The following is a 23,907-nucleotide window of genomic DNA, read 5'->3' on the forward strand; positions in this document are numbered from 1 at the left end:
CGTTGTTGATTTGAGTGTTGTTGTCTGAGGCAGGTGCCTTTTGACGAGTCGCATCGTAGGGCGGCAAAAGAAGGCGTCGAGGCGGGGAGGGTGACCTTTTTGTCACTTTTGAACGTTCTGAAAAGAGGTGTCCAAAACCTCGAAAACGGGACTCTACCTACTGCCGCCATCCCCCTGTTCCTTCGCACAACTGAGGATCCTCACGGTTTTCCTTGTGCTCGCATCGGCGGTTTCAGATACTTCCATTCCATGCACCACACTCTTCCATTGATATGCGCGCTTTGATTTCCACCCTTGCCATTGCCCTCACACTTGTCTCCGCAGGATCGATGCACGCGGAAACTCAAAAGCCTTACGATCTCGTCGTTTATGGCGGCAGCTCCGCCGGCATTGCGGCTGCGGTGCAGATCAAACGCATGGGTGGCACGGTGGTGATCATCGAGCCCAGTCAGCGCATTGGAGGGTTGACCACCGGTGGCCTCGGGCAGACCGACATCGGCAACAAGCATGTCATCGGCGGCATCGCGCGCGAGTTCTACCAGCAGGTTCGCCAATGGTATAACCTGCCCGAAGCCTGGAAATGGGAACCCCAACCGAAAGACGGAAAATTTGTCGGCACCGGCCAGAGCAAAACCGACGCCAATGAAGACACACTCTGGACCTTCGAACCCAGCGTCGCCCTCACCATCTATCAACGCTGGATCAAGGAAAACGACATTCCCGTGGTCTTCGGTGAACGACTGGACCGCAGCGGCGAAGGCAAGTCAGCCGATCGCGGCGACGGCTTCCACATCGCCAAGCCCGGTTCAGTCGCGAAAGGGGTCATCAAGGACGGCAACCGCATCACCGCAATTGTCATGGAATCCGGCAAACGATTTGAAGGCCGCCACTTCATGGACGCCACTTATGAAGGCGACCTGATGGCCGCCGCCGGGGTGGCCTTCACCAAAGGTCGCGAAGGCCGCTCCGTTTACGGTGAAGGTCTCAATGGAGTGCAACTCAGCCAGGCCCGACATCATCAACTGGTTGACGGCGTCGACCCTTATGTGATCAAAGGCGATCCAAGCAGCGGGCTGTTGCCCGGCATCGACACCAACGGGCCGTTGGTCGAAGGCGCGAGCGATCATCGCATCCAGGCCTACTGCTTCCGCATGTGCCTCACCGATGTTGATGAAAACCGCATCCCCTTTCACAAGCCTGAAGGTTATGACGAACAGCGCTATGAACTGCTTTTCCGCAATTACGAAGCCGGAGCCAAAGGTTTTCCGTGGATCAATTCGATGATGCCCAATCGCAAAACCGACACCAACAACCGCGACGGATTTTCCACTGACTTTATTGGTCAAAACTACGATTGGCCGGAAGCCAGTTATGACGCTCGTTTAGAAATTCGCGCCAAACATCTCACCTATCAACAGGGCCTCATGTGGACCCTTGCCCATCATCCTCGCACCCCTGAATACCTTCGCGAAGTCTATTCCAAATGGGGCATGACCAAGGATGAATTCACCGAAGGCGACGGCTGGCAGGCGCAGATCTATGTGCGGGAAGGACGCCGCATGATCTCCGATCTCGTCATGACGCAGCACCATTGTGAGCGTATCGAAGCCATCGAACACTCCGTGGGCATGGGCGCTTACACGATGGACTCCCATCATGTTCAACGCCACATCAACGCCGCCGGTCATGTCAAAAACGAAGGCGATGTGCAGGTCGGTGGATTCCCGCCGTATCCCATCGACTACCGCAGCATCGTGCCGCGCGAATCCGAGTGCAGCAACCTCACCGTGCCCATCGCCCTCAGTGCCTCGCACATCGCCTTTGGCAGCATCCGCATGGAACCGGTTTTCATGATCCTTGGTCAAAGCGGTGCCACCGCCGCCATGCATGCCATCGAACAGAAGACCAGTTTGCAAAAGGTCGACCCCGAAAAACTGAAAGCCAGGCTGCTTGAAGACAAACAGATCCTCGACTACGAAGCTCCCAACCATTACATCAAGCTCAACACTCTCAGCGGGGTGATCGTCGACGACACTGAGGCCAGGCTGGAAGGCCCATGGAACAAGGGCTCGTTGCCCTACGGCGTTCACAAGGGTTACCATCACGCCGATCCCGGAGCGGGCATTTGCAAGGCGTTCTTCACCCTCCACGTCCCTGCGGACGGCGTCTATTCGGTGCAGCTCGCGTCATTGCCCAATGCCAATCGTTCGACCAAAACTCGTGTGCGCGTTCGCAGCTCCGCTGGAGCTGAGGAGATGCGCATCGATCAACGATCCAAGCCACCCGTCGATGGGCTTTGGATTCCATTGCAGGAGATCACACTGAAGGCTGATGAAGAAGTCACGGTATTCATCAGCAACGAAGACAGCGACGGACATGTGATTCTTGATGCGGCGCGGTTGCTGCCCAAGAAGCAAGGTCACGGCCGCGGATGGAACTTGTGATGCACCGCCTTCAAGCGGGTCTGATCGACGTGCGTGTAAATTTGCGTCGTTGAGATATCCGCATGTCCGAGCATCTCCTGGATCACCCGCAAGTCCGCCCCGCCCTGCAACAAATGGGTGGCAAAACTGTGTCTCAACAAATGCGGATAAATCTTGTCGGCGTCCAGCCCGGCGAGTTTTGACCGTTCCTTGACGATCTGCCAGATTCTCGCCGTGGTGAGCTTGCCGCCATTGCGATTAAGGAAAATCCAGCTCTGCGTTTTTGCATTTACCAACGCAGGTCGCGACCCATCAAGATACCGCTGCAAAGCATCCCGCGCCGCGCCGCCAACCGGGATCAAGCGTGTCTTGTTACCCTTCCCCGTCACCCTGATCCAGCCTTCTTCCAGACTCAACGATTCAAGCCGGGTCGAAGTAACTTCACCGACCCGCAGCCCGCTCGCATACATCAGCTCCAGCATGGCACGGTCGCGAATATCCAGCGTGGCATCGCCGCTCACGCTCTCCACCAGTTGCTTCATCTGCGGCTCGTTGAGCGTGTCGGGCAGCCACTGCTCGAGCTTTGGGGGAAGGATCGCATCGGCAGGATCACCCACTCGCTTTCCACGCACATTCAACCAGCGGAAGAAAATCTTCAACGCCACCAGCTCCAACCTGACCGATGATGCGGCCAGCCCGTCGGTCCCTTTGCGGTGCATCAGGTAATCGGACAGATCCACCGTCTCCACCGCTGCCACCGATGTTTTTCCACGCTCGTTCCGGCTCCATAGCGCGAAACGTTCCAACACCCGACGAACCAGAATTTGATAATTGTCCGACAACCCCCGCTCGGTCGCGAGGTGCAGCAGAAAGGCATCAACATCATCCAGCACCTTTTACCGATGCGTTACAACCGCACCGCTTTCAACCTGGATTCACCCTTCCTTCTTTTCCCGCGCCAGCCACCAGCAATAACTGCCACTCGGCACCGGCAAAACCCCCTCCGCGCCGCGCAACTGCATCTCGCCCATTTCAAATTCATCCGCGCCGCGATTGAACTCCTGCTTCATCAAATGATGCAGGCTGATCGGCGTGAGTTCGGGCGTGTGGCAGGACATCAATACGCCCAGCGGCTGATCCGACATCAAACGCCCGATGGTATTGAGCAACACCGGCAGATCGTTCTCGATCTTGAACACCTCTCCCTTCGCCCCGCGACCGTAACTTGGCGGATCGAGGATCACCAAATCATAAGCCCGTTCACGACGGATCTCCCGCTCCAAAAACTTGTTCACGTCATCCACGATCCAGCGCACCGGGCGGTCATCCAGACCATTCAGCGCCGCATTTTTGCGAGCCCATTCGACCATGCCCTTCGACGCATCCACATGGCAGACCTCCGCCCCCGCCAATGCCGGTGCCAGCGTGCTGCCACCGGAATACGCAAACAGATTGATCACCCGCGCCGCGCGTCCATGTTTTTTTCGATAAGCTTCGCACAACGTGCGGATGCGTTTCCACTGATCGCGTTGCTCCGCAAAGATACCGAGGTGACCAAAGTCGGTGGAACTCAATTGAAACTTGATGCCATCGACCTCAATCACCCAGGTGGCGGGGAGTTTTTCGCGTCCCTTCCATTGATTGCCACCTTCGCGATGAAACATCGCCGTCGCCTCACGCCAGCGGGATTCGGGAAGCTGCTTGCGCCACACGGCCTGCGCACAGGGTCTGGCCAGCACACAGGTTCCAAAGCGCTCCAGCTTCTGGAACCCACCGCTGTCGAGCAATTCGTAATCGTTATTGGAAGTCACGTGGATTCCTCTCTAAAAACAGCGCTCCAGCTGACGTGCAAGGGATTATTTGTTTGCGCCCTCAAGACTCGTCAGAAAACCCGTCCACAGCGCATCGAGATCCATGCCGGTCTTTTTTTTGAACAACGCATCCGAATAGGTGCCGCGCCGCAACGCCAGATTGGCCTCTTGAACAATCAACGGTGCATGAGTTGTCTCAATCCAGGCCAAAAACGCTCCCGTTACCCGGTAACCTTTGCGATAATGATCGGTGCCGCGATTGATCTTTGGTTGTCCGCCAGGTTCGGCTTTCCAAAAGCGGATGTAATCGGCAATCCCCTCCACCAGCCACCAGTGTTCCTTTTGCGGTGGATAACCCTGAATCACATGCACCATTTCGTGCAGCACCATGCCGATATCCTGTGGCTGTTTTTTGATCCAATCGCGCGAGATGTGGATCGTATGGCCACTGGCATGAGCGACGCCTTTCATCTCAAGGAATATCAGCAAAATTTCCGGCGGCGGTCTCCAGCCCGGTGTGTCCAGATAGGTCGCGATGATGGGAAACCAAAGCTCCACCATGGCCTTCGCTTGTTGACCCCAGGCTTCGCATTCAGGTGCTTGGGAACAATCGACATGAACCACCAATTCCTTGCTGGAAAGCGGCTCCAGCAAGGCTGGAACCACGATCACTGGCTTGGCTTTAGCCGCTGCAAAGCTGCCAACCAAGACCAACAAGATCAGCACCACAGGGCATCGTTGTTTCATCCGTATAGAATGACAGAAAACGGCAAATTACTTCAAGGAAAGAAACTTGATGCAGACCGGAGCTCCAACCTCATGACGCTCGCCGGTCGGAGTCAGTTTGCCAGTGGTCTGATCAATCGCAAACACCACAATGTCATTCGATTGCTGACCGGCCGCGATAAGCCACTTGCCCGACGGGTCAACGTTGAAGTTGCGCGGGATCGCCACCACACTCGGAGCGGCTTCGACAAAGGTCAGCTTGCCCGTCACCTCATCCACCGTGAACGTGGCCAGACTGTTGTGGCCGCGATTGGAGACATACACAAACTTGCCACTTGGATGCGCCACCGTTTCCGCAGTTGAGAATCCTTCGATAGCCGTTCCTTCCGGCAGGGTGGAGATCGTCTCCAGAGCCTTCAATGCACCTGCATCGGCATCGTAGGAAAAGGAGGTCACAGCCATGGTCAATTCATTGCAGGCGTAGCCAAATTTTCCGTTTGGATGAAAGGCAAAATGACGTGGGCCGCCACCAGGAGGCACGTTGGCCGATCCGGCTTCATTGGCCGTCAACGCACCTGTTGCAGGATCGAGTTGATAGACAAACACCCGGTCACAGCCGAGATCGCAGGACAAGGCATAACGGTTATCTGGCGAAGGATAAAACGAATGCGCGTGTGGTCCCTTTTGACGACCTTTGGCGTTCACATTCGAGGGAGGACCTTGTTGAATGGCGGTGATGGCATCGCCAATCGACCCGTCTTCCTTGATAGCCAGCGAGGCCACATGGCCGCTGCCGTAATTGGCCACAAAAAGCACCTTGCCTGTCGCGTCCACACTCACATGACACGGACCCGAACCCTGTGACGATTGCTGATTGAGCAGCGTCAGCTTCCCTGAACTTGGGTCGATGGAATAGCTCGACAATCCTCCCTGTTTGCCATCCCCTTCGGCCACTGCATAAAGAAACTTTTTGGAAGGGTGCAACGCGAGGAAACTCGGTTTGTTGGCCTCCGCCGCCACGCCCATCGGCGTCAGTTTGCCGGAGGTGGAATCCAGTCCGTAAACATAAATGCCCTTGCTGGGGCTCTTTCCGCCCGTGTAGGTGCCTACATAGACCAGTTGATCATGTGCTTCGGAAGTCTGAGTCCATGAGACGGACAACGTGGCTACCAGCGCGACAACAGTGAAGAAGATTCGGCGTTTCATCACTTCACCAACAACCGCAACAAGTGGTCTGGCAAGCACGAAATTGGCATTCTCGGAGGACGGCCTCTTTTGGAATGCGGTGCTTTGCGCCGCTTTGGATGTGGTCGAGCGCAGTGGGAGGAAAGCACCGCCATCAGCCAGTCAACGCGCCCTGCCGAACCAAAGCGCTGCGGAGCAGCGCACTCCAAATACTGACTAGGGCAGATACGGAGCACAGCGCATTTTCAACAAGTCGATCAGCGCGGGATCCATGTATTCGTAATTGTCGGGAATGTTCAATACGACGATGCGCTTGCCGCCCAAGGCATGTTGGAACTTTCGATTGAGACGTTCGCGATGGGTTTTTTCCATCACCACGATCAGATCTGCCCACTCAATTTGTTCATGGGAAAGAGGGACTTCGGCGTCGTTGTTGAGTCCTGCCGAATCGACTTCGATGCCCTGATGACCTCTGAAAATCGTCTCGGCGGTCGGGCTGCGCAGTTTGTTTTGGGAACAAAGGAAAAGGATGCGCTTGTTCATCCCATCGCTACCCAGCTTTTCATTCACGCAATCGCCCATTCCAAAACTAGATGCTGTCGGCGGTAGCGGTATTGCTGCTGGTGCTTTCAGGAGCCGGAACGGGTTCGGCGGGAGCAATCTCTGCTGCTGGGGGATCCGGAGCCGGGGGCTCTTCCTGCACAGGGGGAGGTGGCATGGCCTTGGCCGGGGCCGGCACCTTGGGGGTGAAGGCCGGGTATTTGGATTTCACCAGGCTGCGCATCGCAGTGGCCTGTTTCACATCGTCCGTTTTTTCGAACATCTCGGCAGCTTTCCAGGCGGCTTCCGGGGTGATTTCAGGATCGACAAAAAACTGGCTCACCACCACGTATTGGGCGAGCGCTTTGGCCCATTGTTGTTTGGCGGCATCCATGGAGCCCTTGCCTGCAAAGGTGTCGCCGCGGGCGCTGAAAACGTCGCCATCAAGAATCTGCAACTGCCCTTTCAGCTTGCCGGTTTTGATCAGGGTGAGGGCGTCATTGATGCTTTTCTGGGCTTCGTCAAAAAGCGCGGCACCGAGCTGGCCCTTGGCTTTGCCGTAAAGTCCGAGCACGTGTCCCTGGCCAGTGGGAGTCTTGCTGAGGTAGTGGTCGAAGGCGATAATGGCTCCGGTATAATGGCCGGTTTCAATGCGCGCCATGCCGAGGTAATTCCACACGGGGGCTTCGGTGGCCTCGGGCTGGTCGGGCGTGCTGGCGAGGCTAAGATAGCGGTTGCTGGCCTCGTAGTTGCCGCGATTAAAATAGTTCACGCCCAGGAAGGTGAGGCCTTGGGGATTGATGCGGGCACCTTTGCGGGCGTCGAGATAGGTGTCGACTTCTTTGGCCATGCCATCGACGTCCTCACGAAGCCACTGGCAGTTGATGAGAAGCTGGCTGGATTTGTCGAGATACCCCTCGCGATTCAGCTCGATGGATTTGCGCAATGGATCGAGGGCCTTGCCAAATGATTCCTTGTCATTGAGGCTGAAATAACCTTTGCCGATGTTGAAGGAGGCTTCGGCGGCGGCGGCGGTTTTGGGGAATTTCTGCAACAGCAATTCGTAATCGGCAATCATTCCGGCGACGTCGCGGGTTTCGCTTTTGATGAAGCCGCTTTGATAGAGCGCCATTTCCAGGGCGGGGTGGCCTCCATGATTTTTGATGATAAGGGTGAAGTCGGTCAGGGCCTTGTCAAAAGCGCGGACATTCTTCTGCGCAATGCCGCGCTGGGCGAGGGCGGCCGGGACGTTGGCGTCCTGGGGGTATTTTTCCAGGAAGTTGGTGAGGGTGGTGATGGCTTCGTTATTTTTGCCAGCTTCGACTTCGGTGAAACCCTTTTTGTAGAGGATACTGGGAAGCACTTTTTCGGGCACCTGGGTAATATTGATACCGGTGAAAGCTTCGGAGGCTTTGAGGTAGTCGCCTTTGCCAAACCACCAGTCAGCGCGGATGATGCGCGACATGGTGAGGTATTCGTGGTCGGGATGGCTGGTTCTGTAAAGCTCTTCAAAGGCGAGTGCAAACTCGGGGATGTTCTCGTTGCCGAGCTGGTAGAAGGAGAGCAGTTTTTGATAACCGGCATCAATCGCTTCTGGCGAATCGGGGTGGTTTTTCTCGAGGAGCAGATAGGTCTCGATGGCCTGCCGGTAACTCTGAAGCTGCTTTTGGGCGTTGCCAACCAGCAGGAGCATCTTGGCATGGATGTCGCCGGGAGGTAAGGTGGTGGCGTTGGAAGTGTAGGTGCTGATGACGGTCTGGTAGTCCTTCTTTAAATAGGCAGACTGGATGATGCCGAAGAGCGCCATGCCGCGTTGTTCACGCGGAACGGTGGTGTTGCTGAGCACACGTTTAAAGTTTTTGACCGCTTCATCGGTTTTGCCGAGTTCGTTGAGAATCAATCCCGAGCGGAGCAGGGCATCGCCGAGGATTTCTTCGTCTTTGGTGATGTCGATGAGGTCGTTGAACGCGGTGAGGGCCTCTTGATTTCGGCCTTGATCGAGATAAGCCGTGGCCATTTTACCGAGGGCGGTCTCGCGGTATTTGTTGGGGGGTTTGACCGCCGCAACCTGCTCATAAGCAGCGGTGGCGCGTTTGGCGTCTCCCCCCTGTTCGTAGGCGATGGCGCTGTTGTAAAGGGCGGGAAGTTTGATGGCAGGGTTGGTGGTGAGGCGGGCGCAGGTGGAGAACTGGGCGGCGGCTTCGAGGAAGTTTTTGTCGGCATAGGCATAGGCGCCGAGGCGGTAGGCGGCGGAGCCGGCACTTTCCGATTTCGAGTGGGAGGTAAGGACCTGGTTGTAGGCGCGCTTGGCTTGGGCGCGGTCGCCGGTTTCGTGATGGCATTCGCCAAGTCGGAACCAGGCTTCTGCAGCATGCCGACCCTGGGGATAGAGACGCACATAATCGCTAAGCGGTTTGATCGCAATGTTGTGGTCGCCCTGGGTAAAGCAAAGGGTGGCGTATTCGTAGAGGTCTTCGTCAGGTCCGCTGGGCCGGTTCGATACGGGAGGCGCCGCAGGACGCGGGTCTTCCACCGCTTGGGCACGCGAGGGTGCGGGCGCAGGCATGGAACCGTCGGTAACGGGCAGGGCGCGGGGTGGTGCTTCGTCGACCGGAACGGCGCGAGGGACATTATTCTGGGCGACTGCCAGGGCTCCTGCCAGAAACATCGGGCAGAGAAGGAGTCGGAGAAACAGCGTGCGGGGCTGGCGCTTGATCAAGAGGGGATTCATGATTTCAGGTCAGGAAGAGGGCGGCGCGGCATCCGGTTCGGGCGGGCGCGTCGCGAAGGATACGTTCCAGATGCCCGCTTTATGGCAGGCATTGAGGATGTCGATGGTGTGGTTGTTGGTGCTTTTTTCGTCGAGACGAAGGATCACTGCCTGGTCTTTGTGGACGCTGGCGATGATTTGGAATTTGTTGAGCAATTGCTCGAGTGTGATGGTCTCGCCTTCGACGACGATGGACCCGTCTTCGCGGACATTGACGACAATTTCGCCCAGTTGGCGGTTTTCGTTGTCTTTGCCTTCATCAGCGGCGGGGACCATGATGGTGAGCTCGGTTTCACGGCGTCCCATGTCGAGGGTGATGATGAAGAACAGCAGCAACAGCAGCAGCACGTCGATCATCGGTGCAAGCTGGAGCGGGATGGGCTCGATGTGCCGGACGTTGCGGAATCTCATGGGGAAAACGAAGGCGAAACCAGGAAACGAAACAGTGGGGGTGAAACTAGACGGAGCGTGCCAGGGTTTAATTCAATCGGTTCATTACATCGCCTGTTCGTGCGGGATCTGGGCGGGTCCGCGGGTGGCGGCGGCGCGGGCGGCGCGTTTGTATTGGGTGGAAAGCAGCGCCATGAGGTGGGTGGAGGCAGCTTCGAGCTCGGAAATCAGACGCTGGGCCTTGCCACGATACATGGAATAAACGACGAGCGCGGGGATGCCGATGATGAGTCCGACGGCGGTGCAGTAAAGCGCTTCATAAACCCCGGCGGCAACGCCTGCGGCCTGGCTGCCGGCGAACTGGGTCTGGGAGATCTGGTTGAAGGAGGTGATGAGGCCGAACACGGTGCCGAGCAGGCCCATCATGGGAGCGATGGCACCGATGTCGCCCAGGTAGGAGACGCGTTGCAGGATGAGACTTGACTGGCGGCTGCCTTCGGCTTCGGTGACTTCGCGCACCTCGTCGAAGCTGGCGGTGGGGGTTTTGGTGGCGAAATCGAGCGCCTTGGCGGTGACTTTTGCGACGCATTCATTGCGGCGGTTGCAGACGGAGAGCAGTCCGAGGTAGTCCTGTTTGCGGATGAGGGCATCGGCGGAATTCATGAATCCGTCGCTGACCACGGTGTTTTGCCGCACGGTGAAGGCGATGAACAGCATCAGCATGGCGGCAATGAGCGAAAGGGCGAGCAGCGGGTAGAAGAGATAACCCATCTTGTGTTTGATGCCCGCGATGCCGGTGAGTTCCTCCGTGGCAGCTGGATTGGTAGCGGCGGCTGCGACCGCAGGGGCGGCGCTCATGCTCGGCGTTGCGCCAGCGGCTGGTGCCGGGGTGGGAACGGGCACTTCCGCTTGTGCGTGCAGATGGGGCTGCGGCAGACCAAGAACGAGTAGAACACCCAAAATAAGGAGGGAAAGGGAACGCATCGGTAGGGAAAGTAGGGGCGACGCGACTTTTTGCAAACCTTTACCATCACTTCCCACGCCTTCGCACACGGGCAGCGCCGTGATCGAGAGAGACGCAACGATTTGCATCATGAATTTGCCCTGGCTGCGATCTGTGCTTTAATGCTGGCCCTTACCTTACCATCATGGCACTCACCAAGATCACCCAAGTCGGCGGCACCGGCGTTTACGTTCCCGGAACTGATATCGACACCGACCGCATCATCCCTGCCCGTTTCATGAAATGTGTGACCTTTGACGGTCTGGGCGAATACGCTTTTTACGACGTCCGCAAGAATCCCGACGGCACCGACAAACCTCATCCATTGAACGACGACCGCTTCAAAGGCGCGAACATTCTCCTCTCCGGTGCCAACTTCGGCTGCGGCAGCTCCCGTGAGCATGCTCCCCAAGCCTTGTATCGCTTCGGTATTCGTGCAGTGATCGCGGAGAGTTTTGCCGAGATCTTCTTCGGCAACTGCACCACCCTCGGCATCCCCTGCGCCGTGGCCACCGCCCAGGACATCCAGGTGCTCGCAGCGGAAATTGAGCGCAATCCCAAGCTCGAGATCACCGTGGATATCAACGCAGGCCGCGTGTATTTCGAAGATCAGGATTTCACCGTGGTGCTTCCGGACACGGCGCGGGATGCGCTGAGCAGCGGTCAGTGGGATCCGATTGCAGAACTTTTGGAGAACCGGGCGGCGGTGACGCGCACGCTGAAATCGCTGGAGCTGGCGTAATTTTCCTGCGTGGATCTTCCCAATCAAGACACCATTTTTGTCATCGGACACCGCAATCCTGACACGGATGCGATTTGTGCGGCGATTGGCTACGCCGCCTTTTTGAAGGCTTCGCATCCCGAGGTCGATGCCCGATCAGCGCGTTGCGGGGAGTTGAACGCACGCACCTCCTGGGTGTTGGCGCAGGCGAATGTGGAGTCGCCACGTTTGGTCATGGATGTAAGGCCGACTGCCGGAACGGTTTGCCGACGCGAACCCATCACTGTGCGGCGCGAGGAGACTTTTTTGTCGGTCTACCGCAAGATGGTGGAGCACGGATTTCGCAGTCTTCCCGTGGTGGATGAGGACGGGCACATCATCGGCATGCCGTCGCTTCAGGAACTGGTGCAGCTGTTCCTGCCGGCCACTTCGACTGATCATGACGCCAATCGACACGTGCGCAGCAGCGAGGCGAACATGCTGGCGGAGTTGAACGGCAGTTTCCCCAATGGTCGACCACCCACCACCCACGCGGAGGATTACATTTTAACCGTCGCCGGATCGAGTCTGGCAACGGCGGAAGCGCGCATGAGGCGTTTTCCGAAATCCTCCGTGATCATGCTGGTGGGCGATCGTCCCGATGTGCAGCGCATGGCCCTGTGCTCAGGAGCGCGTTGTTTGATTGTCACCGGTGGCTTTGAGGTGGACGACGAGACCACCGCCCTCGCCCGCGAGAAAGGCGTTCCCATCATCCTCACGCCGTATGACACGGCGAGTGCGGCGCAGATCGTGCGTTTTTCGCGACCCATTTCCGATGCGCTGATCGCCGATTGCATCCGATTCAAGGCCAAGACGCCGTTGAAAGAGGTGATGGCCGCCGTGCATGATTCCAACCAGCCATTGTTCGCCGTGGTGGATGATGACGGGCAGAAATTGATTGGAGTCATTTCCAAATCCGACCTCGTGGACGTGCCGCGCACCAAGCTCGCCTTGGTGGATCACAACGAGTTTTCCCAAGCCGTCACCGGCGCTGATGAAGCCGAGATTCTTGAAGTGCTGGATCACCATCGCCTGAGTGGTGACCTGCGCACCCGGGAGCCGGTGCGCTTCATCAACGAGCCGGTGGGCAGCACCAGCACCTTGGTGGCGATGATGTATCGCCTGCGCGGACTGGTCCCCGACAAAAGCACCGCGATATGTCTCAGCGCCGGTTTGATCGCGGATACGCTGAAGCTGACATCCCCCACCACGACGAACACCGACCGGGAAATTTTGCCCTGGCTCGCCGAACTGGGGGGTATCATCGTGGATGACTTTGCCGCCGGGTTTTTCTCTGCGGGCTCCATGTTGAAAGACAACGCGCCTGAAGTGGCGATTGAATCCGACCGCAAAACCTTCGAGGAAAGTGGCTGGCGTTTTAGTTTGTCGCAGATCGAGGAACTGGGACTGGATGAATTCTGGAAGAACGAAACCGAGCTGCTTGAGGCGCTGAAAAAACTGGTCGCAGCCCAGGGTCTGCATTTCGCCGGTCTTTTGGTGACTGACATCGCCCGGCACAACAGCGTCCTTCTCGTTGTGGGTGATGAACGCGTCGAAGCCGCCGTGGAATACCCCCGCATCAAGCGTCATCTGTTTGAGCTCAACGGCGTGGTCAGCCGCAAAAAGCAGCTTTTGCCCTACGTATGCCGCCTCGTGGGTCGTTTGACCGCGTAGCGAGTTGCAGCAACCCGCAAAAATGATTTGCGAACTTCCTGGTTGAAGTGTAAATGCCATCCCGCTCAATTTAATTTGGCGGAACGCGCGATTAGCTCAGTGGTAGAGCATTACCTTGACATGGTAGGGGTCGCAGGTTCGAACCCTGCATCGCGCACCAGTTTATTTTTGAATAGCTGGCAACTGGGCGGGTTCAATCAGCAAGCCACTTTTGAACGATGGATAGCGTCTCTGGCTGATTAAGAATTTCCACATGCTGATGGGGGAGATGCATGGATGATCTCGAGCTTTGTTTGATGCGGGGATCGGTTTCGCTTTCGACGGTAACCACGCCGTCGTTCTCACCTCGTAAGTAGAAGGGACCGTCTTTGATGGAACCGTAGATCAAATCATGCGTGGTGCCTTTGGGTAATGGGGTGGAATAGAGTTTGAGCAGGAAGTCGCTGCCCGGTTGGACATCAAGCCAGGATGGGACGGGCTTTTTTAAATTGCGGACGCCGGACTCGGCGGCCTTGTGTCCTCCCCATGGGGTGGAAATGGTGACGAATTTTGGAATGAAATTTTTTCCTTCTGCCGCGACTGCTTCATTGATGGCGGCGCGTGAAGCAAGGCCGCCCATGCTGTGCGCGACGACAAAACATTTGGCGAATCCGTGGCGCTGTTTAAGAAGACGCAATCCGGTCGACAACAGGCCGGACACGCGGTCGAGTCGCATCCCACTTGGATAATGATAGAACCAGAGCTGATATTTGGACCGGTCGAAGTGCTCAATGAAATAACGAAAATCTTGTGGGCTGCCGCCCATGCCATAGACGAGCAGGACGGGAATGCGCTTGGGATCATAGGGTTCGGTGAAGTAGATGCCGATGGTGTTGCCACTTAGAAAATCCAGCGGACGCCACATGCTGCCGCTGCCAGATTCACGGGCGAAACGTTTTTCATCGAGCGAAACGACTTCGCCGATTGAAACATTAGTCCTGCTTCCGAGGGCTGCATTTTCCTTAGGCATTTGAATCACCGTGCCTGCTGCCAGACCATGATCGCGCGTCAGGATAAGCTTCCATATTTTGGGTTTGATGGTTGGATCACTAAGTGAAAGGGGCCTTACTGACATCTCGATTCCGAGGGGTTCGCCGGCATCGTAGGCGCGGTTGCCATTTTCATCGGTAAATGCGCCAACGCGGTAAGTCTCGGTCAGGTTCAGGTTGAATGAGGCAATGCCGCTGGGGGCCACCTGCTGAAATCCGGCGGAGTCTTTGCGCATGCCATTCTCCATTCGCCAGACAAGAGCATAGGTTGCCGCTTCGCCTGGTGGCAAGGGAGTTACTTGGACGGTGATCCCGCCTCTCTTTTCCAATGTCTCGACCTGTTTACGAAGACCAACTAGACCACAGGAACTGAGCAGACTTACGACGAGCGGAAGAGTGCAGGCGGAATATAGAGAATTGAGATTCATGAAAGGCCGAAAGGGGCTAGCGGTTGGGAAGGGTATCTTTATGCAGCAAGAGGATGCGTTGAATCTCTGCGATGGCTTCAGGATTCGTCTGCGCGCCGTGATCGGATCGAACAACGAACTCTGAATCCACGCCTTCGATATGGGCGCTGTTGTAGGGAACGACTCCGTCGGAACACTTCAAATCGGTGAGCGGCCGCCCGTCCTTGTTGCCGATGATCGAGTGCATGTGCAGACCGGGTTTGATGGGCATGCGATTGGATTCCACGACAAATCGCGACTTGGAGGAAAGGTTGTCGATGCTGCTGGGAAGTCCCTTCTCAAGCAATTGTTTGATCAGGCCACTGCGTGGCACATCGCCCTGAAGGAGATCAAAGGTGTTGCCAAGCACGCGACCGGGCAATCGTATCAAACGTCGGCCAATAGCTCCGGCGAATCCATCGGCCATGCTGCTTCCGCGATGGGGAGTGCAGACGAAGATCACACGGTCAACATGGGGATTGGGGCTGAATTCGAGGTATTGTCGGAAGTCGTCCAATTCCTCTTGGGTGAGTCCTAACTGGTCGCGTGGTGCTCCAAAAACCTTTACCCATAATTGATCGCCGCTGCTCACCAATTGCATTTTGCTGACCAAACCGCCCATGCTGTGGCCGATGAGCACCATGTGGTTCGCGGCCCGATGATTTCCAATGCGGGTAAATTCCTCATGCAACAGGGTGAGTTGAGCACGGAACTTGGCGGCACTGTAGATGACCGGCACGCCGCTTGGGTAACGAAAGAAAAAGACTTGATAATTTTTGGCGATTTCGGGGTCGGCTCCCAGAACATTAAACGCATGAAGCCAGGTGACGGGTCGCGACATGAGACCATGCACGCAGATGACGGGAATGCGATCACGGGACAGAGGTTCGAGTGAAATGAGGCCCAGTTTGTCGAGAAATTTCTCGCTGTTCCGAAGCGCTCCAAGACCTGACATGCCAAGATTCTTTTGTTCTGATAACGAATGGATCAATTCGCTTGCTGATGAAAAGTCACTATACAGAGGATGATTGCGGCCAGCGATGGTCGTGGTTTTTTCCGTGCGCGGATCATGCACGCGCAGGATGGCTTCGCGAGTCGCGTTGCCTCGGTTGCGAAAGTCGAGAATCACGGTCACGGCGGTCATGTAACCTCCGTCAGATAGAAAGGGTTCCCTCTTTTTTCGCTCGTCCGAGTAATGCCAGCGGGATACGAAAGCGGCTCCGACACCATCGCGCAACAGGGGTTCGGGAAGGTAGCGTTTGTTGAGCGGCGCAGCGGGAACCAGTTCGTCAAAGCGCAGGTTTTTCGGCCAGGAGGCAGAGAGTCGATAGGCATGTTCGCCTCCCTGGACGATCATGGTGCGGTCGCCTGAAGTGGGGCCCTCGCGTTTTTGCCACAGGTCGACGACTTGATTGATGGCGTCCGCATAGTTACGTCGTTGTTCGGGGGTCGAAAGATCACTGGTGCTCGCAGCCTCAGCGCGCGTCAGCGCATGGACGAACCTTGATGATTCGTCTGCGGCAACGGAGCTTGAAGTCGTCCGTTCTTTGGGGACTATATTGCAGGCGCTGAGCCCAATTAGGCAAACACCGGCGAAAAGGATGAGAGGTCCGTTCAGCATGGAAAGTTAGGTTGCGCGTGCTTGCTCGCTTGCTTAGTGCATGACCCGGTCGAACCACGCATCGGTTCGCTCCTGCCGAGCATCCAGGCGCATCTCACGTCGCTCTTGAAGATTGGAGTGATTTTGATTGCGACGCTCGAGTCGGTCTTCGAGTTCGGCATTGCTTGCGCAGGAGCTGAAGCCAAGGACTAGGGTCATCAGCGCGATGGTGAGTTTGAGTGTTGGGATGTTCATGATGGATGTGTATTATTTGGTCAGCATGTGCGAAGAGCCATCCCAATCGGCGGCGGGTGGATTCTCGCGAAAGGTTGCGATGCGTTTCAGGAAGAGCTGAGAAGGCGCATCGTCAGGGCGCAAGGTGAGGCAGTGTTGAAAGGCGGTTTCGGCTGACGTCCACTCGCGCTGCCGGAATGCGCTCAGTGCAGTTGAAAAGTTTTCGACTAGTTCACGCAGCGCTGATGAACCATCTTCGCCTGGGAGACCGAGCAATTCAAACAGGCGGGTGGGTTCCGTTTTGCCTTTCACTACCACGGCATCGATTTCGCGAACCATGATCGCATCGCCTGCCCTTTCGCGTGTGGTTTCGCAAAGCAGGATGCGTGTGCCATAGAGTTGATTGAGATGTTCGAGCCGCGAGGCGACATTCACGGCGTCACCCATCACGGTATAACTGCGTGTGTTTTCAGAGCCGATGTTGCCAACGACGACCTCGCCGGTGCTGATGCCGATGCGGATGTTCACGCGCGGTGGATTGCGCCGCAGACCAGTCAGGTCCGGCAGTTCCTTGGCAAGTGTCCCGATGGCACTTATCTCATCGAGAGCTGCACGACAGGCCAGCAATGCTGAGTCCGCTGCTTGCGTGAAAGGTGGTCCCCAGAAGGCCATCACGGCATCGCCAATGAATTTGTCGATAACTCCATCGTGACCTTGAATCGCGGCAGCCTGCAGGGTGAAATGTCGATTGATGAGATTGACGAGGTTGGTGGCCGTGAGGTGTTCGCCGATGTCGGTGAACCCGACCAAGTCAGAAAAGCTGATGGTCATCTCCTGCCGTTCCGCTCCGGAATCTTTAAGGGCGGGACTGCTGATGATGCGGGCAAGGATGCGTGGATCGACATACTTTCCGAAGGTGCTGCGCATCTCCTCTTTAAGGCGCAGCTCGCCGACAAAATAATTAAATGCCTGAGTGACGGCTCCGACTTCATCGCGCGATTGCACGGCCAATTGCACGGTGAGATCGCCACCCTGAACCTGTCCGATGCCGGTGACCAACGAGCGCACGGGGCGGACCAGCCGCGAGGTGATCAGCGCGGCGAGACTCAGACCCAGGGCAACGGAAACGAGTGTCGCAGCGATGCTCAACCATAACATGCGTTTGTGTTGTCCCGCAGCATGGGCGGCGGCCATATCAATGATGGCATGGACCCCTTGCTGAACCTCGTCGCGTCGGTTTTGCAGCGCGACTTGAATATCATCCAGCAAAACCAACAAGGGCTCGGCTTGGGTTGCTTCTCCACGTCGAGCCATCTCGAGCACCTCCTGCTGCCGGGTGTTGACAATGGAATGGGCGGTGGCAATGCCCTCGGTCTGGGCGCGGATACGCTCGAAGGATTGGATGAATCGGCTGTCAATGCCGACAAGGTCGAGGATTCTTTTGGTCTCGCCGAGATGGACATCGATTTGAGCCGTGAACTTCTCGAAGTCGACCGTGGCTTCCGTGAGTGCGGCGTCCCTCCCCTCGTCCGCTGATAGGGCGGCAAACGAACGTTCGAAAGCGATGCGCTGTCTCAGTCCGGCTTCGTTCAAATTGACGAGTGCATCCTGGAGGGGTTGGTAGGTTTGCCTAAAATCACGGAGAGTTTGCGTGATTGAAGAGGCCTGCACGAGAAGGAACGTGACCAGCGCCATCATGATCGTGACCAGCACGAGGGCCAGTCCGAAAATTTTTGCGGCGATGCTGGATTTCATGGTTGTCGTAATCAGCCTACCTATCAGGAGACCTTGGAGGCCTTGGCATTTTGAATGCGGCCCCACAATCCGGTGATGGTGGTTTGCGCCGCCGCCGTGAGTTCTTCGATGCTTTTGCCGGAGGGGAGATCGGCTTCGATGACCGGGTCTCCCGACAATCCATCCAACAGCATGACCGCCTCGGCAGCATCATTGTAAAGGAACTGTTCCTTCTCCGCTTCAGACAGGACAAACACAGCCAGGTTGATGACCCATGTGCCGTCCTTGCGAAGAAGGAAACGATCCTGTTTTAAGGTCATGCTTCCAGGGGGAGATCCTGTCTGCCGAATCAGAAACGGTCCTCGCTGGTTTGGGCCATAGCCGAGATTGAGCAATTCACATTGGTGATAGGAGTTGGATATGGTGGGCATGGCATTCGAGTTACAGGATTCAACTGCTGGATGATTTCAGTGCGACGGTCATCTCGGGAAAAACACTTGGGCGGCTTCGCTCAAGATGTCGCAATTCTTGACGGCTTCATAAATGGGATCGGGCTCCCCACGACTGCGGGCCAGTAGATGGCAGGCGCTGATGGCCTCAAAACTGGGGTTAAGCGAACCGAGCATGGGGAATCGTTCCCCTTTGCTCATGTTGATGTTTGTTGGTTGAACTGATGATTGATGGAATGGTAGGGTCGAAGTTACTTGTCGGACTTTTCAGCGCTGAATCCGCCGCCCAAGGCCAAGTGAAGATTCACCCGTTCGCGCAAACGCGAGGCGCGGATTTGGGCGAGCTGAATTTTAGCTGCCAGAGACTCTCCGGAGAGACGCAGCACGACGAACATGTCGGCCTTGCCGGTATCGAACTGGTCGCGGGAGAGCCGCACGGTTTCACCGCTAGCAGTTACCATTTCGGAAAGGACACCCTCGCGAAGGCGCAGGGTGCGTTCGTTGGTCAGTGACGTTTCCACATCCTCAAATGCCCGCAATGCCGTGCCGGTGTAGGCTGCCATGGCTGCTCTCTGCTCGGCTTTGCGAACGTCCTCTACCGCTTTGAGTTCACCGCCGAAGAAGATGGGTTGGGTGACACTGGAGCCTAGGGTCCACATGAACGAATCCAGTGCGCCCACTCCATCAAGCTGGGCGGATCCGATGCCTCCGGTTGCCGTTAAAGCGAAGCGTGGCAGGCGCGCTGCCTTGGCTTCCTTGGCGCGGTGAAACGCGGCTGCCACACGGCGTTCCGCAGCGATCACATCAGGACGGCGCTCCAGCAATTGCGAAGGCAATCCAGCAGGGACGTTGCGCGGAAGGGATGGGAACTGACTGCTGGTCTTGAGATTGCCTGCGGGATATTCGCCGACAAGAACCTCGATAGCCCGCACGGCCTGCTCTCTTGCGCCTTCGGCGGTATGCAGCACATCCTTGGCTCCGGCCACGCGAGTATTGACTTGGGCCATTTCGAAGTCGCTGGCCACTCCTTGTTCTTTACGAACTTCGAACAGCTTCAGGAAGTCATCGTAGAGGGAAAGCGTTTCGCGAGCGTTGGCGGCTTGTTGAGAGGCTTCAATGGCGGAAAACCAGGCGCGCGCGGTTTGGGCTGCCAGTGATTGCCGGGCAAATTCGTAGTCGGCAGCGAGGGCTTCGCTATCGCTTTTCGCGGCGGCACGTTTGTTGCGCACGCGGCCCCACACATCAGCCTCCCATGAGGCACCAATTCCAAGACCATAGACCCATTGCTGCGAGGAACTGTCGATGCTGCGAGTGTCCGCTCCTGCGGTTTCCACTCCACGGCCCAGACCGCCAAGGTTTGGCGCATCCAATCCGAGTCCGAGGTCTCCACTTAGCTCGCGTCCGTGGCGTTCACCGATGGCACCACCGGCCACACGGGGATAGAGGGCTGCGCGGGCAATGCGCACGGCGGCTTGTGAAGCTTCGACCTTTGCGGCGGCGGCCACGAGATCGGGATTTCTCTCCAGCGCTTGTTGAACTAATTTGGTAAGGCGTGGATCGCCGAAACCGCGAATCCAGTTAGGCACCACGGGGCCGCTTTGGGTCGTTCCGGTCCATTGATCGGGAATTTTTCCCTTGGCACGATCCGTCAGAATGTCGGACCATCCCGGCGGCGTTTTTAAAGCGCAGCCAGTAAGTGCCGAACACGACACGAGGACATAAAAGAAAGAGTTTTTCATCATCGGAGACGATTCGATTCGACTTAGTGAAGTTTGAGAATCAGCCAATCCAGCTTGGTGCCGACACGGACCATGACCTTGCGAATGATGTGGAGCATGGCACCCGAATCAGTGAACACGGCACCGGCACCTGAGGCACCTGCGGCAAGCAAAACATCCTTGTCCTTGCCATCAAGCAAAAGCCGAACCGCAAATTTTCCAGCGGGCATGGGTTGCGTCATTTGTCCGGGGATGGTTCCTGAGATGGGCAACTGACCTGTGCCGGAGGCCCAGATGATCGAATCCACCTTGCATTTAAAAATGCGGTTGGGATGCGTGTGGAGGGAGATTTCCGCTTCGTTGCCGGACTTGATGGTGCGCAGCTCATTTTGGCTGAAGAGCATCAGCACCCATTGTTTGTTCTCCACAAAGCTGAGCGACGGCATGGTGGGGAACGCGGTGACCGTTGAACCCTCGCGAAGTTGAAGGTTCACCGCTGTGCCGTCGGTGGGGGCAAATACGGTGCATTCGGCTACTTTCCATTTTGCTTCGGCGAGATCCGCCTCTGCTGCTGCCAGCTCGGCACGCGCCTGGGCAATGGTCGCCAGTTCACCATCAGGCATCTTGGCGGCGAGTTGTTGGACGACTTGTGATTCGCTGGCTACCGCAGAGGCGAGTTCCGCTTCCAGAGCTTTCAGATCCGACAAGGCCTTTTCCCAGTCAAACTTCGATCCTGCACCACGATCCGCCAGTTCCTTGGTTTGGCTTTCGCGCTTGCGCGCGAGCTCTACATTGGCTTCAACGGCTTGTTTCTTTGCTATGACCGATTGAAGCTGAAGCTCCAACTGTCGTTGTGCCGCTTCTGCGACCACGACGGCTCCTTTGAGTCGCACCGTTTTTGCCTCAAGCGACTTGGCTTGCTGCTCATACGGCGTGGGATCAATTTTGAAAAGCACCTGACCCTTGCTGATGGGACGATCTGGCTCAATGGGCACGTCAACCACACGACCTGAGACTCGCGGCACGATCTGCACCACATAATTGATGACCCGCACATCATGGGACGAAGGAGCGAAAATGTTAAGTAGAAGAATCGTCATCATCAACCCGACCACGGGCAGGGTAACCACGATCACCTGACTAACAAAAGTCCAGGGCAGCCACTTAAACCTGAAGAAGATGAGCCAGACGAAAAATGAATAGATGAGTAGTAAAAGGATTTCCATTATGCTTTCCTCCCTTTGAGGTTGCTGGCGGCAAGTTGTGCTTCGAGTGTCGCGATCTGATCGCGAAGTTTTTGGGTCTCGTCATTGGCCACAAGAGGTGCGTCTTTTTTATTGCCATGATGGCCGACGCTTTCATCGACATCGGTGCCGTAAGCCAGTTTATGCAGGACGGGTTTTGAGTAGGCCCAAAGCCAGGCTAGGGGCCATAGCAGTCCACCGAAAAACAGCGACAGCAGGCACAGGCATTGGATGGCTGGCGTTTGCGGATGTTTCTTTTTCTCCGCGATCTTTTCAGGCATGATGTGCAGAATAAGGAACACTCCGATCAGCACAATGGGTGCAATGATGAGTGCCAGCCAGCTCATGCCTTCGGCGACTTTGTCGAGTGCTTCACCTTTAAACAATGAGGCGTGCGCTGAAGCGGGGCAAGCTAGCAAGCCAGCACTAAAGACAAAAAAATGGCGACGGATAAAGTTAAACGGCTTCATGGAGTTTGAATGGGGTGGTCTTTAGTAGATATCGACATCAAAAGATCCAACGGGAGGGGGAGGTGCGGGGTAGCCGTTGTTTGATTCGATGTTGATATAAACCGTGCGACCCATGTGCATGTAGGGGTAATAGAAGCGAGGGCCAACGCGGTAATAACTGTAGCCCCGATACGCATACGCTGCGGCACCGACCGGCAGTCCATAGACTGCACGGCGCCGTGTGCGGGACACCTGCCGGCCTGTTTGTCGCGCCATGCGTGCCCCTTGACGGCCTGCAGCGCGGTCGCGTGGCAGGGCTTGCGATTCTGATGGCGCAAGAACCACGCTAATTGCGGCGCCTACGGTCAGAAGCGGAAGGGATTCGCCAACGACCATCCAGGCAGAGATGAAGAAAACTAGAATGCGTTTCATGATGGGGAAGTTTATAGTTTGTTCAGGGTTGAGCGGCTCAATCAGCCAGAGGGATCATTTCAATGGCCCGACTTCCAGAAGGGATTTTGGCGGTGAGGTCACTGTCGGTCACGGAGGCATCCAACTCCCATTGCGTCATGGTCGCCGACATCTTCAAAGGAGCGCCGCCTTCGCCGTTGGGATGGGTAACGGAGATTTGACGTGGCAGGCTGTCGGCTTTGGCCACCCACAGTTCCCAAGCAAAACCTTCCTGTTCGAAGGCCATGTGGTCGCACTCCACTCCGCCAACTTTGTCGAGGCCGATGTATTTGACTGATGTGACGCCTTCCAACAAAAAGGTGTGCGGATCGTTGACCAGCAGTTCAGCCACGGGCGGGATGAAACCATAAGTGTGCTGGATTTGTCTCACCGCTCCATCGAGATCGGCGGACGCTTTGACAATGCTGTGGGTGTCTGATGTGTGATCAATCAAGGTCAGCGTGCCATTGTCGAAGCCGATGGTGCGAGCTCCCAAACTCGTCTTGGCATTTGCCAGCAGTTGACCGGGTCTGCGCACAACGACGCTTCCGGTGGCACGTTCGGCGACGGGTGCTCCGGCGTAGAATCCTGAAGAAGTTTCGCGGGTAGCCTTTACGCGGATGGTCTTCGCCGAGGCAAGTTTATCGGACATGGCTTGAAGCACTGAATCCGTTTTCGGATCGAGCTTGGCCATCGATGTGGTTGAAGCGCATGAGGCCAGGAAACTGCCTCCCACCAGGGCCAAGATCGCGTGAAGAAAGGGAAAACGTTTCATGATGGAATTCGGAAGTGGCTATTCGGTGTATCAAAAAAACACATCAGGGCCGCAGCGGCTATCGGACCTTGGTCTTATAAAGTTGGTTATTTGGTTTAGCGTGAGTGATCGAAGTCAGGCAGAGATGGCTTTGCGGACGGCCTGTAAAAACAACTCGTCATCGAATGGTTTGAGAAAGAATGCGCATGCTCCACCAGCCAGGGCCGCCGCTTTGTGACTGGGATCACTTTCACCGGTGATGACGATCACCCGCGCATCGGGTGAGACGGTTTGCAATTCGGCGAGGACTTCGAGTCCACTCATTCCGGGCATGCGGATGTCGATGACGGCAAACTCGACTAATTGATTGCGGGCGTGATCCAGCAAAACTTGGGGCTCGCAAAATTTGAGCACCCGGAAGCCATCGGACATCAATAGTCGGCCGAGGGCGCGGAGCACCGAAGGTTCGTCATCAAGGACACAGACAGTGTGGTTGGAATGGGGCACGTCGCAGACAGA

23 protein-coding genes and 1 tRNA gene are annotated in these 23,907 nt (G+C 56.5%); 4 read left to right on the forward strand and 20 right to left on the reverse strand.

Annotation, left to right across the window (positions count from 1 at the left end; all coding sequences use genetic code 11):
- Positions 1 to 272 precede the first annotated feature (272 nt).
- Complete coding sequence (locus FEM03_RS04960; protein WP_138085083.1) at positions 273 to 2,444, forward strand: FAD-dependent oxidoreductase; 2,172 nt, start codon at positions 273 to 275, stop codon at positions 2,442 to 2,444.
- On the opposite strand, the gene FEM03_RS04965 is transcribed toward FEM03_RS04960, so the two are convergent.
- The 8 genes from FEM03_RS04965 to FEM03_RS05000 form a co-directional block, all read right to left on the reverse strand.
- A complete protein-coding gene (locus tag FEM03_RS04965) occupies positions 2,420 to 3,316 on the reverse strand; it encodes a tyrosine recombinase (RefSeq protein ID WP_138085084.1) in 897 nt (298 codons plus the stop codon). The two genes, FEM03_RS04960 and FEM03_RS04965, sit on opposite strands and share 25 nt — an antisense overlap.
- A gap of 42 nt (positions 3,317 to 3,358) precedes the next feature.
- Positions 3,359 to 4,234, reverse strand: coding sequence for a class I SAM-dependent methyltransferase (locus FEM03_RS04970; RefSeq protein WP_138085085.1), 876 nt, complete (start codon positions 4,232 to 4,234; stop codon positions 3,359 to 3,361).
- A gap of 45 nt (positions 4,235 to 4,279) precedes the next feature.
- On the reverse strand, positions 4,280 to 4,981 hold the full coding sequence (locus tag FEM03_RS04975; RefSeq protein ID WP_138085086.1) for a basic secretory protein-like protein: 702 nt from the start codon (positions 4,979 to 4,981) through the stop codon (positions 4,280 to 4,282).
- 27 nt (positions 4,982 to 5,008) lie between these two features.
- Positions 5,009 to 6,166, reverse strand: coding sequence for a lactonase family protein (locus FEM03_RS04980; RefSeq protein WP_138085087.1), 1,158 nt, complete (start codon positions 6,164 to 6,166; stop codon positions 5,009 to 5,011).
- Positions 6,167 to 6,361: 195 nt separating this feature from the next.
- Positions 6,362 to 6,688 (reverse strand): low molecular weight protein tyrosine phosphatase family protein, encoded by a 327-nt coding sequence (locus tag FEM03_RS04985; RefSeq protein ID WP_138085088.1) that lies wholly within the window; start codon positions 6,686 to 6,688, stop codon positions 6,362 to 6,364.
- 46 nt (positions 6,689 to 6,734) lie between these two features.
- Positions 6,735 to 9,416: a tetratricopeptide repeat protein gene (locus tag FEM03_RS04990; RefSeq protein WP_138085089.1), complete on the reverse strand. Its 2,682-nt coding sequence runs from the start codon at positions 9,414 to 9,416 to the stop codon at positions 6,735 to 6,737.
- A gap of 9 nt (positions 9,417 to 9,425) precedes the next feature.
- Positions 9,426 to 9,866 carry an ExbD/TolR family protein gene (locus tag FEM03_RS04995; RefSeq protein ID WP_138085090.1) on the reverse strand — a complete coding sequence of 147 codons (441 nt, stop codon included), beginning with the start codon at positions 9,864 to 9,866 and terminating at the stop codon, positions 9,426 to 9,428.
- An 84-nt stretch (positions 9,867 to 9,950) separates the two neighbouring features.
- Positions 9,951 to 10,829, reverse strand: a complete 879-nt coding sequence (locus FEM03_RS05000) for a MotA/TolQ/ExbB proton channel family protein (RefSeq protein ID WP_138085091.1) — start codon at positions 10,827 to 10,829, stop codon at positions 9,951 to 9,953.
- Positions 10,830 to 10,993: 164 nt separating this feature from the next.
- Here FEM03_RS05000 and leuD point away from each other — a divergent pair, with 164 nt between their 5' ends.
- The 3 genes from leuD to FEM03_RS05015 all read left to right on the forward strand — a co-directional run bounded on the left by leuD (position 10,994) and on the right by FEM03_RS05015 (position 13,442).
- On the forward strand, positions 10,994 to 11,590 hold the full coding sequence (gene leuD, locus FEM03_RS05005) for a 3-isopropylmalate dehydratase small subunit (protein WP_138085092.1): 597 nt from the start codon (positions 10,994 to 10,996) through the stop codon (positions 11,588 to 11,590).
- 9 nt (positions 11,591 to 11,599) lie between these two features.
- Positions 11,600 to 13,282, forward strand: a complete 1,683-nt coding sequence (locus FEM03_RS05010; RefSeq protein WP_138085093.1) for a putative manganese-dependent inorganic diphosphatase — start codon at positions 11,600 to 11,602, stop codon at positions 13,280 to 13,282.
- 85 nt (positions 13,283 to 13,367) lie between these two features.
- A tRNA-Val gene (locus tag FEM03_RS05015) sits at positions 13,368 to 13,442 on the forward strand.
- A gap of 33 nt (positions 13,443 to 13,475) precedes the next feature.
- On the opposite strand, the gene FEM03_RS05020 is transcribed toward FEM03_RS05015, so the two are convergent.
- From FEM03_RS05020 to FEM03_RS05070, 12 genes are all read right to left on the reverse strand, one after another.
- On the reverse strand, positions 13,476 to 14,738 hold the full coding sequence (locus FEM03_RS05020) for an esterase/lipase family protein (protein WP_138085094.1): 1,263 nt from the start codon (positions 14,736 to 14,738) through the stop codon (positions 13,476 to 13,478).
- A 16-nt stretch (positions 14,739 to 14,754) separates the two neighbouring features.
- Complete coding sequence (locus tag FEM03_RS05025) at positions 14,755 to 16,377, reverse strand: esterase/lipase family protein (protein WP_138085095.1); 1,623 nt, start codon at positions 16,375 to 16,377, stop codon at positions 14,755 to 14,757.
- A 33-nt stretch (positions 16,378 to 16,410) separates the two neighbouring features.
- Positions 16,411 to 16,611, reverse strand: a complete 201-nt coding sequence (locus tag FEM03_RS05030) for a hypothetical protein (protein ID WP_138085096.1) — start codon at positions 16,609 to 16,611, stop codon at positions 16,411 to 16,413.
- Positions 16,612 to 16,623: 12 nt separating this feature from the next.
- The gene (locus FEM03_RS05035) at positions 16,624 to 18,345 is read right to left on the reverse strand and encodes an adenylate/guanylate cyclase domain-containing protein (protein ID WP_138085097.1); all 1,722 of its coding nucleotides are present in this window, start codon (positions 18,343 to 18,345) and stop codon (positions 16,624 to 16,626) included.
- A gap of 23 nt (positions 18,346 to 18,368) precedes the next feature.
- Positions 18,369 to 18,644 carry a hypothetical protein gene (locus FEM03_RS05040; protein WP_138085098.1) on the reverse strand — a complete coding sequence of 92 codons (276 nt, stop codon included), beginning with the start codon at positions 18,642 to 18,644 and terminating at the stop codon, positions 18,369 to 18,371.
- Between the two features lie 159 nt (positions 18,645 to 18,803).
- On the reverse strand, positions 18,804 to 18,974 hold the full coding sequence (locus FEM03_RS24295; RefSeq protein WP_206170875.1) for a hypothetical protein: 171 nt from the start codon (positions 18,972 to 18,974) through the stop codon (positions 18,804 to 18,806).
- Between the two features lie 50 nt (positions 18,975 to 19,024).
- Entirely contained in the window at positions 19,025 to 20,515 is a 1,491-nt protein-coding gene (locus tag FEM03_RS05045; protein ID WP_138085099.1) for a TolC family protein, read from the reverse strand.
- Between the two features lie 20 nt (positions 20,516 to 20,535).
- On the reverse strand, positions 20,536 to 21,717 hold the full coding sequence (locus FEM03_RS05050; protein ID WP_138085100.1) for an HlyD family secretion protein: 1,182 nt from the start codon (positions 21,715 to 21,717) through the stop codon (positions 20,536 to 20,538).
- Positions 21,717 to 22,205 carry a DUF3302 domain-containing protein gene (locus FEM03_RS05055; protein ID WP_138085101.1) on the reverse strand — a complete coding sequence of 163 codons (489 nt, stop codon included), beginning with the start codon at positions 22,203 to 22,205 and terminating at the stop codon, positions 21,717 to 21,719. The genes FEM03_RS05050 and FEM03_RS05055 overlap by 1 nt, the downstream gene beginning before the upstream one ends.
- A 21-nt stretch (positions 22,206 to 22,226) precedes the next feature.
- Positions 22,227 to 22,460: a hypothetical protein gene (locus FEM03_RS05060; protein ID WP_138085102.1), complete on the reverse strand. Its 234-nt coding sequence runs from the start codon at positions 22,458 to 22,460 to the stop codon at positions 22,227 to 22,229.
- Between the two features lie 193 nt (positions 22,461 to 22,653).
- The gene (locus FEM03_RS05065) at positions 22,654 to 23,409 is read right to left on the reverse strand and encodes a DUF2092 domain-containing protein (protein WP_138085103.1); all 756 of its coding nucleotides are present in this window, start codon (positions 23,407 to 23,409) and stop codon (positions 22,654 to 22,656) included.
- 114 nt (positions 23,410 to 23,523) lie between these two features.
- Entirely contained in the window at positions 23,524 to 23,895 is a 372-nt protein-coding gene (locus tag FEM03_RS05070) for a response regulator (protein ID WP_166442635.1), read from the reverse strand.
- Positions 23,896 to 23,907 lie beyond the last annotated feature (12 nt).

The sequence above is a fragment of the Phragmitibacter flavus genome (assembly GCF_005780165.1).
Taxonomy (GTDB): domain Bacteria; phylum Verrucomicrobiota; class Verrucomicrobiia; order Verrucomicrobiales; family Verrucomicrobiaceae; genus Phragmitibacter; species Phragmitibacter flavus.

Bases quoted from the DNA above. Each gene is read 5' to 3' on its own strand.
- FEM03_RS04960 (WP_138085083.1), top strand. From the start codon at position 273: ATGCGCGCTTTGATTTCCACCCTTGCCATTGCCCTCACACTTGTCTCC.
- FEM03_RS04975 (WP_138085086.1), bottom strand. From the start codon at position 4,981: ATGAAACAACGATGCCCTGTGGTGCTGATCTTGTTGGTCTTGGTTGGC.
- FEM03_RS04980 (WP_138085087.1), bottom strand. From the start codon at position 6,166: ATGAAACGCCGAATCTTCTTCACTGTTGTCGCGCTGGTAGCCACGTTG.
- FEM03_RS04985 (WP_138085088.1), bottom strand. From the start codon at position 6,688: ATGAACAAGCGCATCCTTTTCCTTTGTTCCCAAAACAAACTGCGCAGC.
- FEM03_RS04990 (WP_138085089.1), bottom strand. From the start codon at position 9,416: ATGAATCCCCTCTTGATCAAGCGCCAGCCCCGCACGCTGTTTCTCCGA.
- FEM03_RS04995 (WP_138085090.1), bottom strand. From the start codon at position 9,866: ATGAGATTCCGCAACGTCCGGCACATCGAGCCCATCCCGCTCCAGCTT.
- FEM03_RS05000 (WP_138085091.1), bottom strand. From the start codon at position 10,829: ATGCGTTCCCTTTCCCTCCTTATTTTGGGTGTTCTACTCGTTCTTGGT.
- leuD (WP_138085092.1), top strand. From the start codon at position 10,994: ATGGCACTCACCAAGATCACCCAAGTCGGCGGCACCGGCGTTTACGTT.
- FEM03_RS05020 (WP_138085094.1), bottom strand. From the start codon at position 14,738: ATGAATCTCAATTCTCTATATTCCGCCTGCACTCTTCCGCTCGTCGTA.
- FEM03_RS05025 (WP_138085095.1), bottom strand. From the start codon at position 16,377: ATGCTGAACGGACCTCTCATCCTTTTCGCCGGTGTTTGCCTAATTGGG.
- FEM03_RS05030 (WP_138085096.1), bottom strand. From the start codon at position 16,611: ATGAACATCCCAACACTCAAACTCACCATCGCGCTGATGACCCTAGTC.
- FEM03_RS05035 (WP_138085097.1), bottom strand. From the start codon at position 18,345: ATGAAATCCAGCATCGCCGCAAAAATTTTCGGACTGGCCCTCGTGCTG.
- FEM03_RS05040 (WP_138085098.1), bottom strand. From the start codon at position 18,644: ATGACCTTAAAACAGGATCGTTTCCTTCTTCGCAAGGACGGCACATGG.
- FEM03_RS24295 (WP_206170875.1), bottom strand. From the start codon at position 18,974: ATGAGCAAAGGGGAACGATTCCCCATGCTCGGTTCGCTTAACCCCAGT.
- FEM03_RS05045 (WP_138085099.1), bottom strand. From the start codon at position 20,515: ATGATGAAAAACTCTTTCTTTTATGTCCTCGTGTCGTGTTCGGCACTT.
- FEM03_RS05050 (WP_138085100.1), bottom strand. From the start codon at position 21,717: ATGGAAATCCTTTTACTACTCATCTATTCATTTTTCGTCTGGCTCATC.
- FEM03_RS05055 (WP_138085101.1), bottom strand. From the start codon at position 22,205: ATGAAGCCGTTTAACTTTATCCGTCGCCATTTTTTTGTCTTTAGTGCT.
- FEM03_RS05060 (WP_138085102.1), bottom strand. From the start codon at position 22,460: ATGGCGCGACAAACAGGCCGGCAGGTGTCCCGCACACGGCGCCGTGCA.
- FEM03_RS05065 (WP_138085103.1), bottom strand. From the start codon at position 23,409: ATGAAACGTTTTCCCTTTCTTCACGCGATCTTGGCCCTGGTGGGAGGC.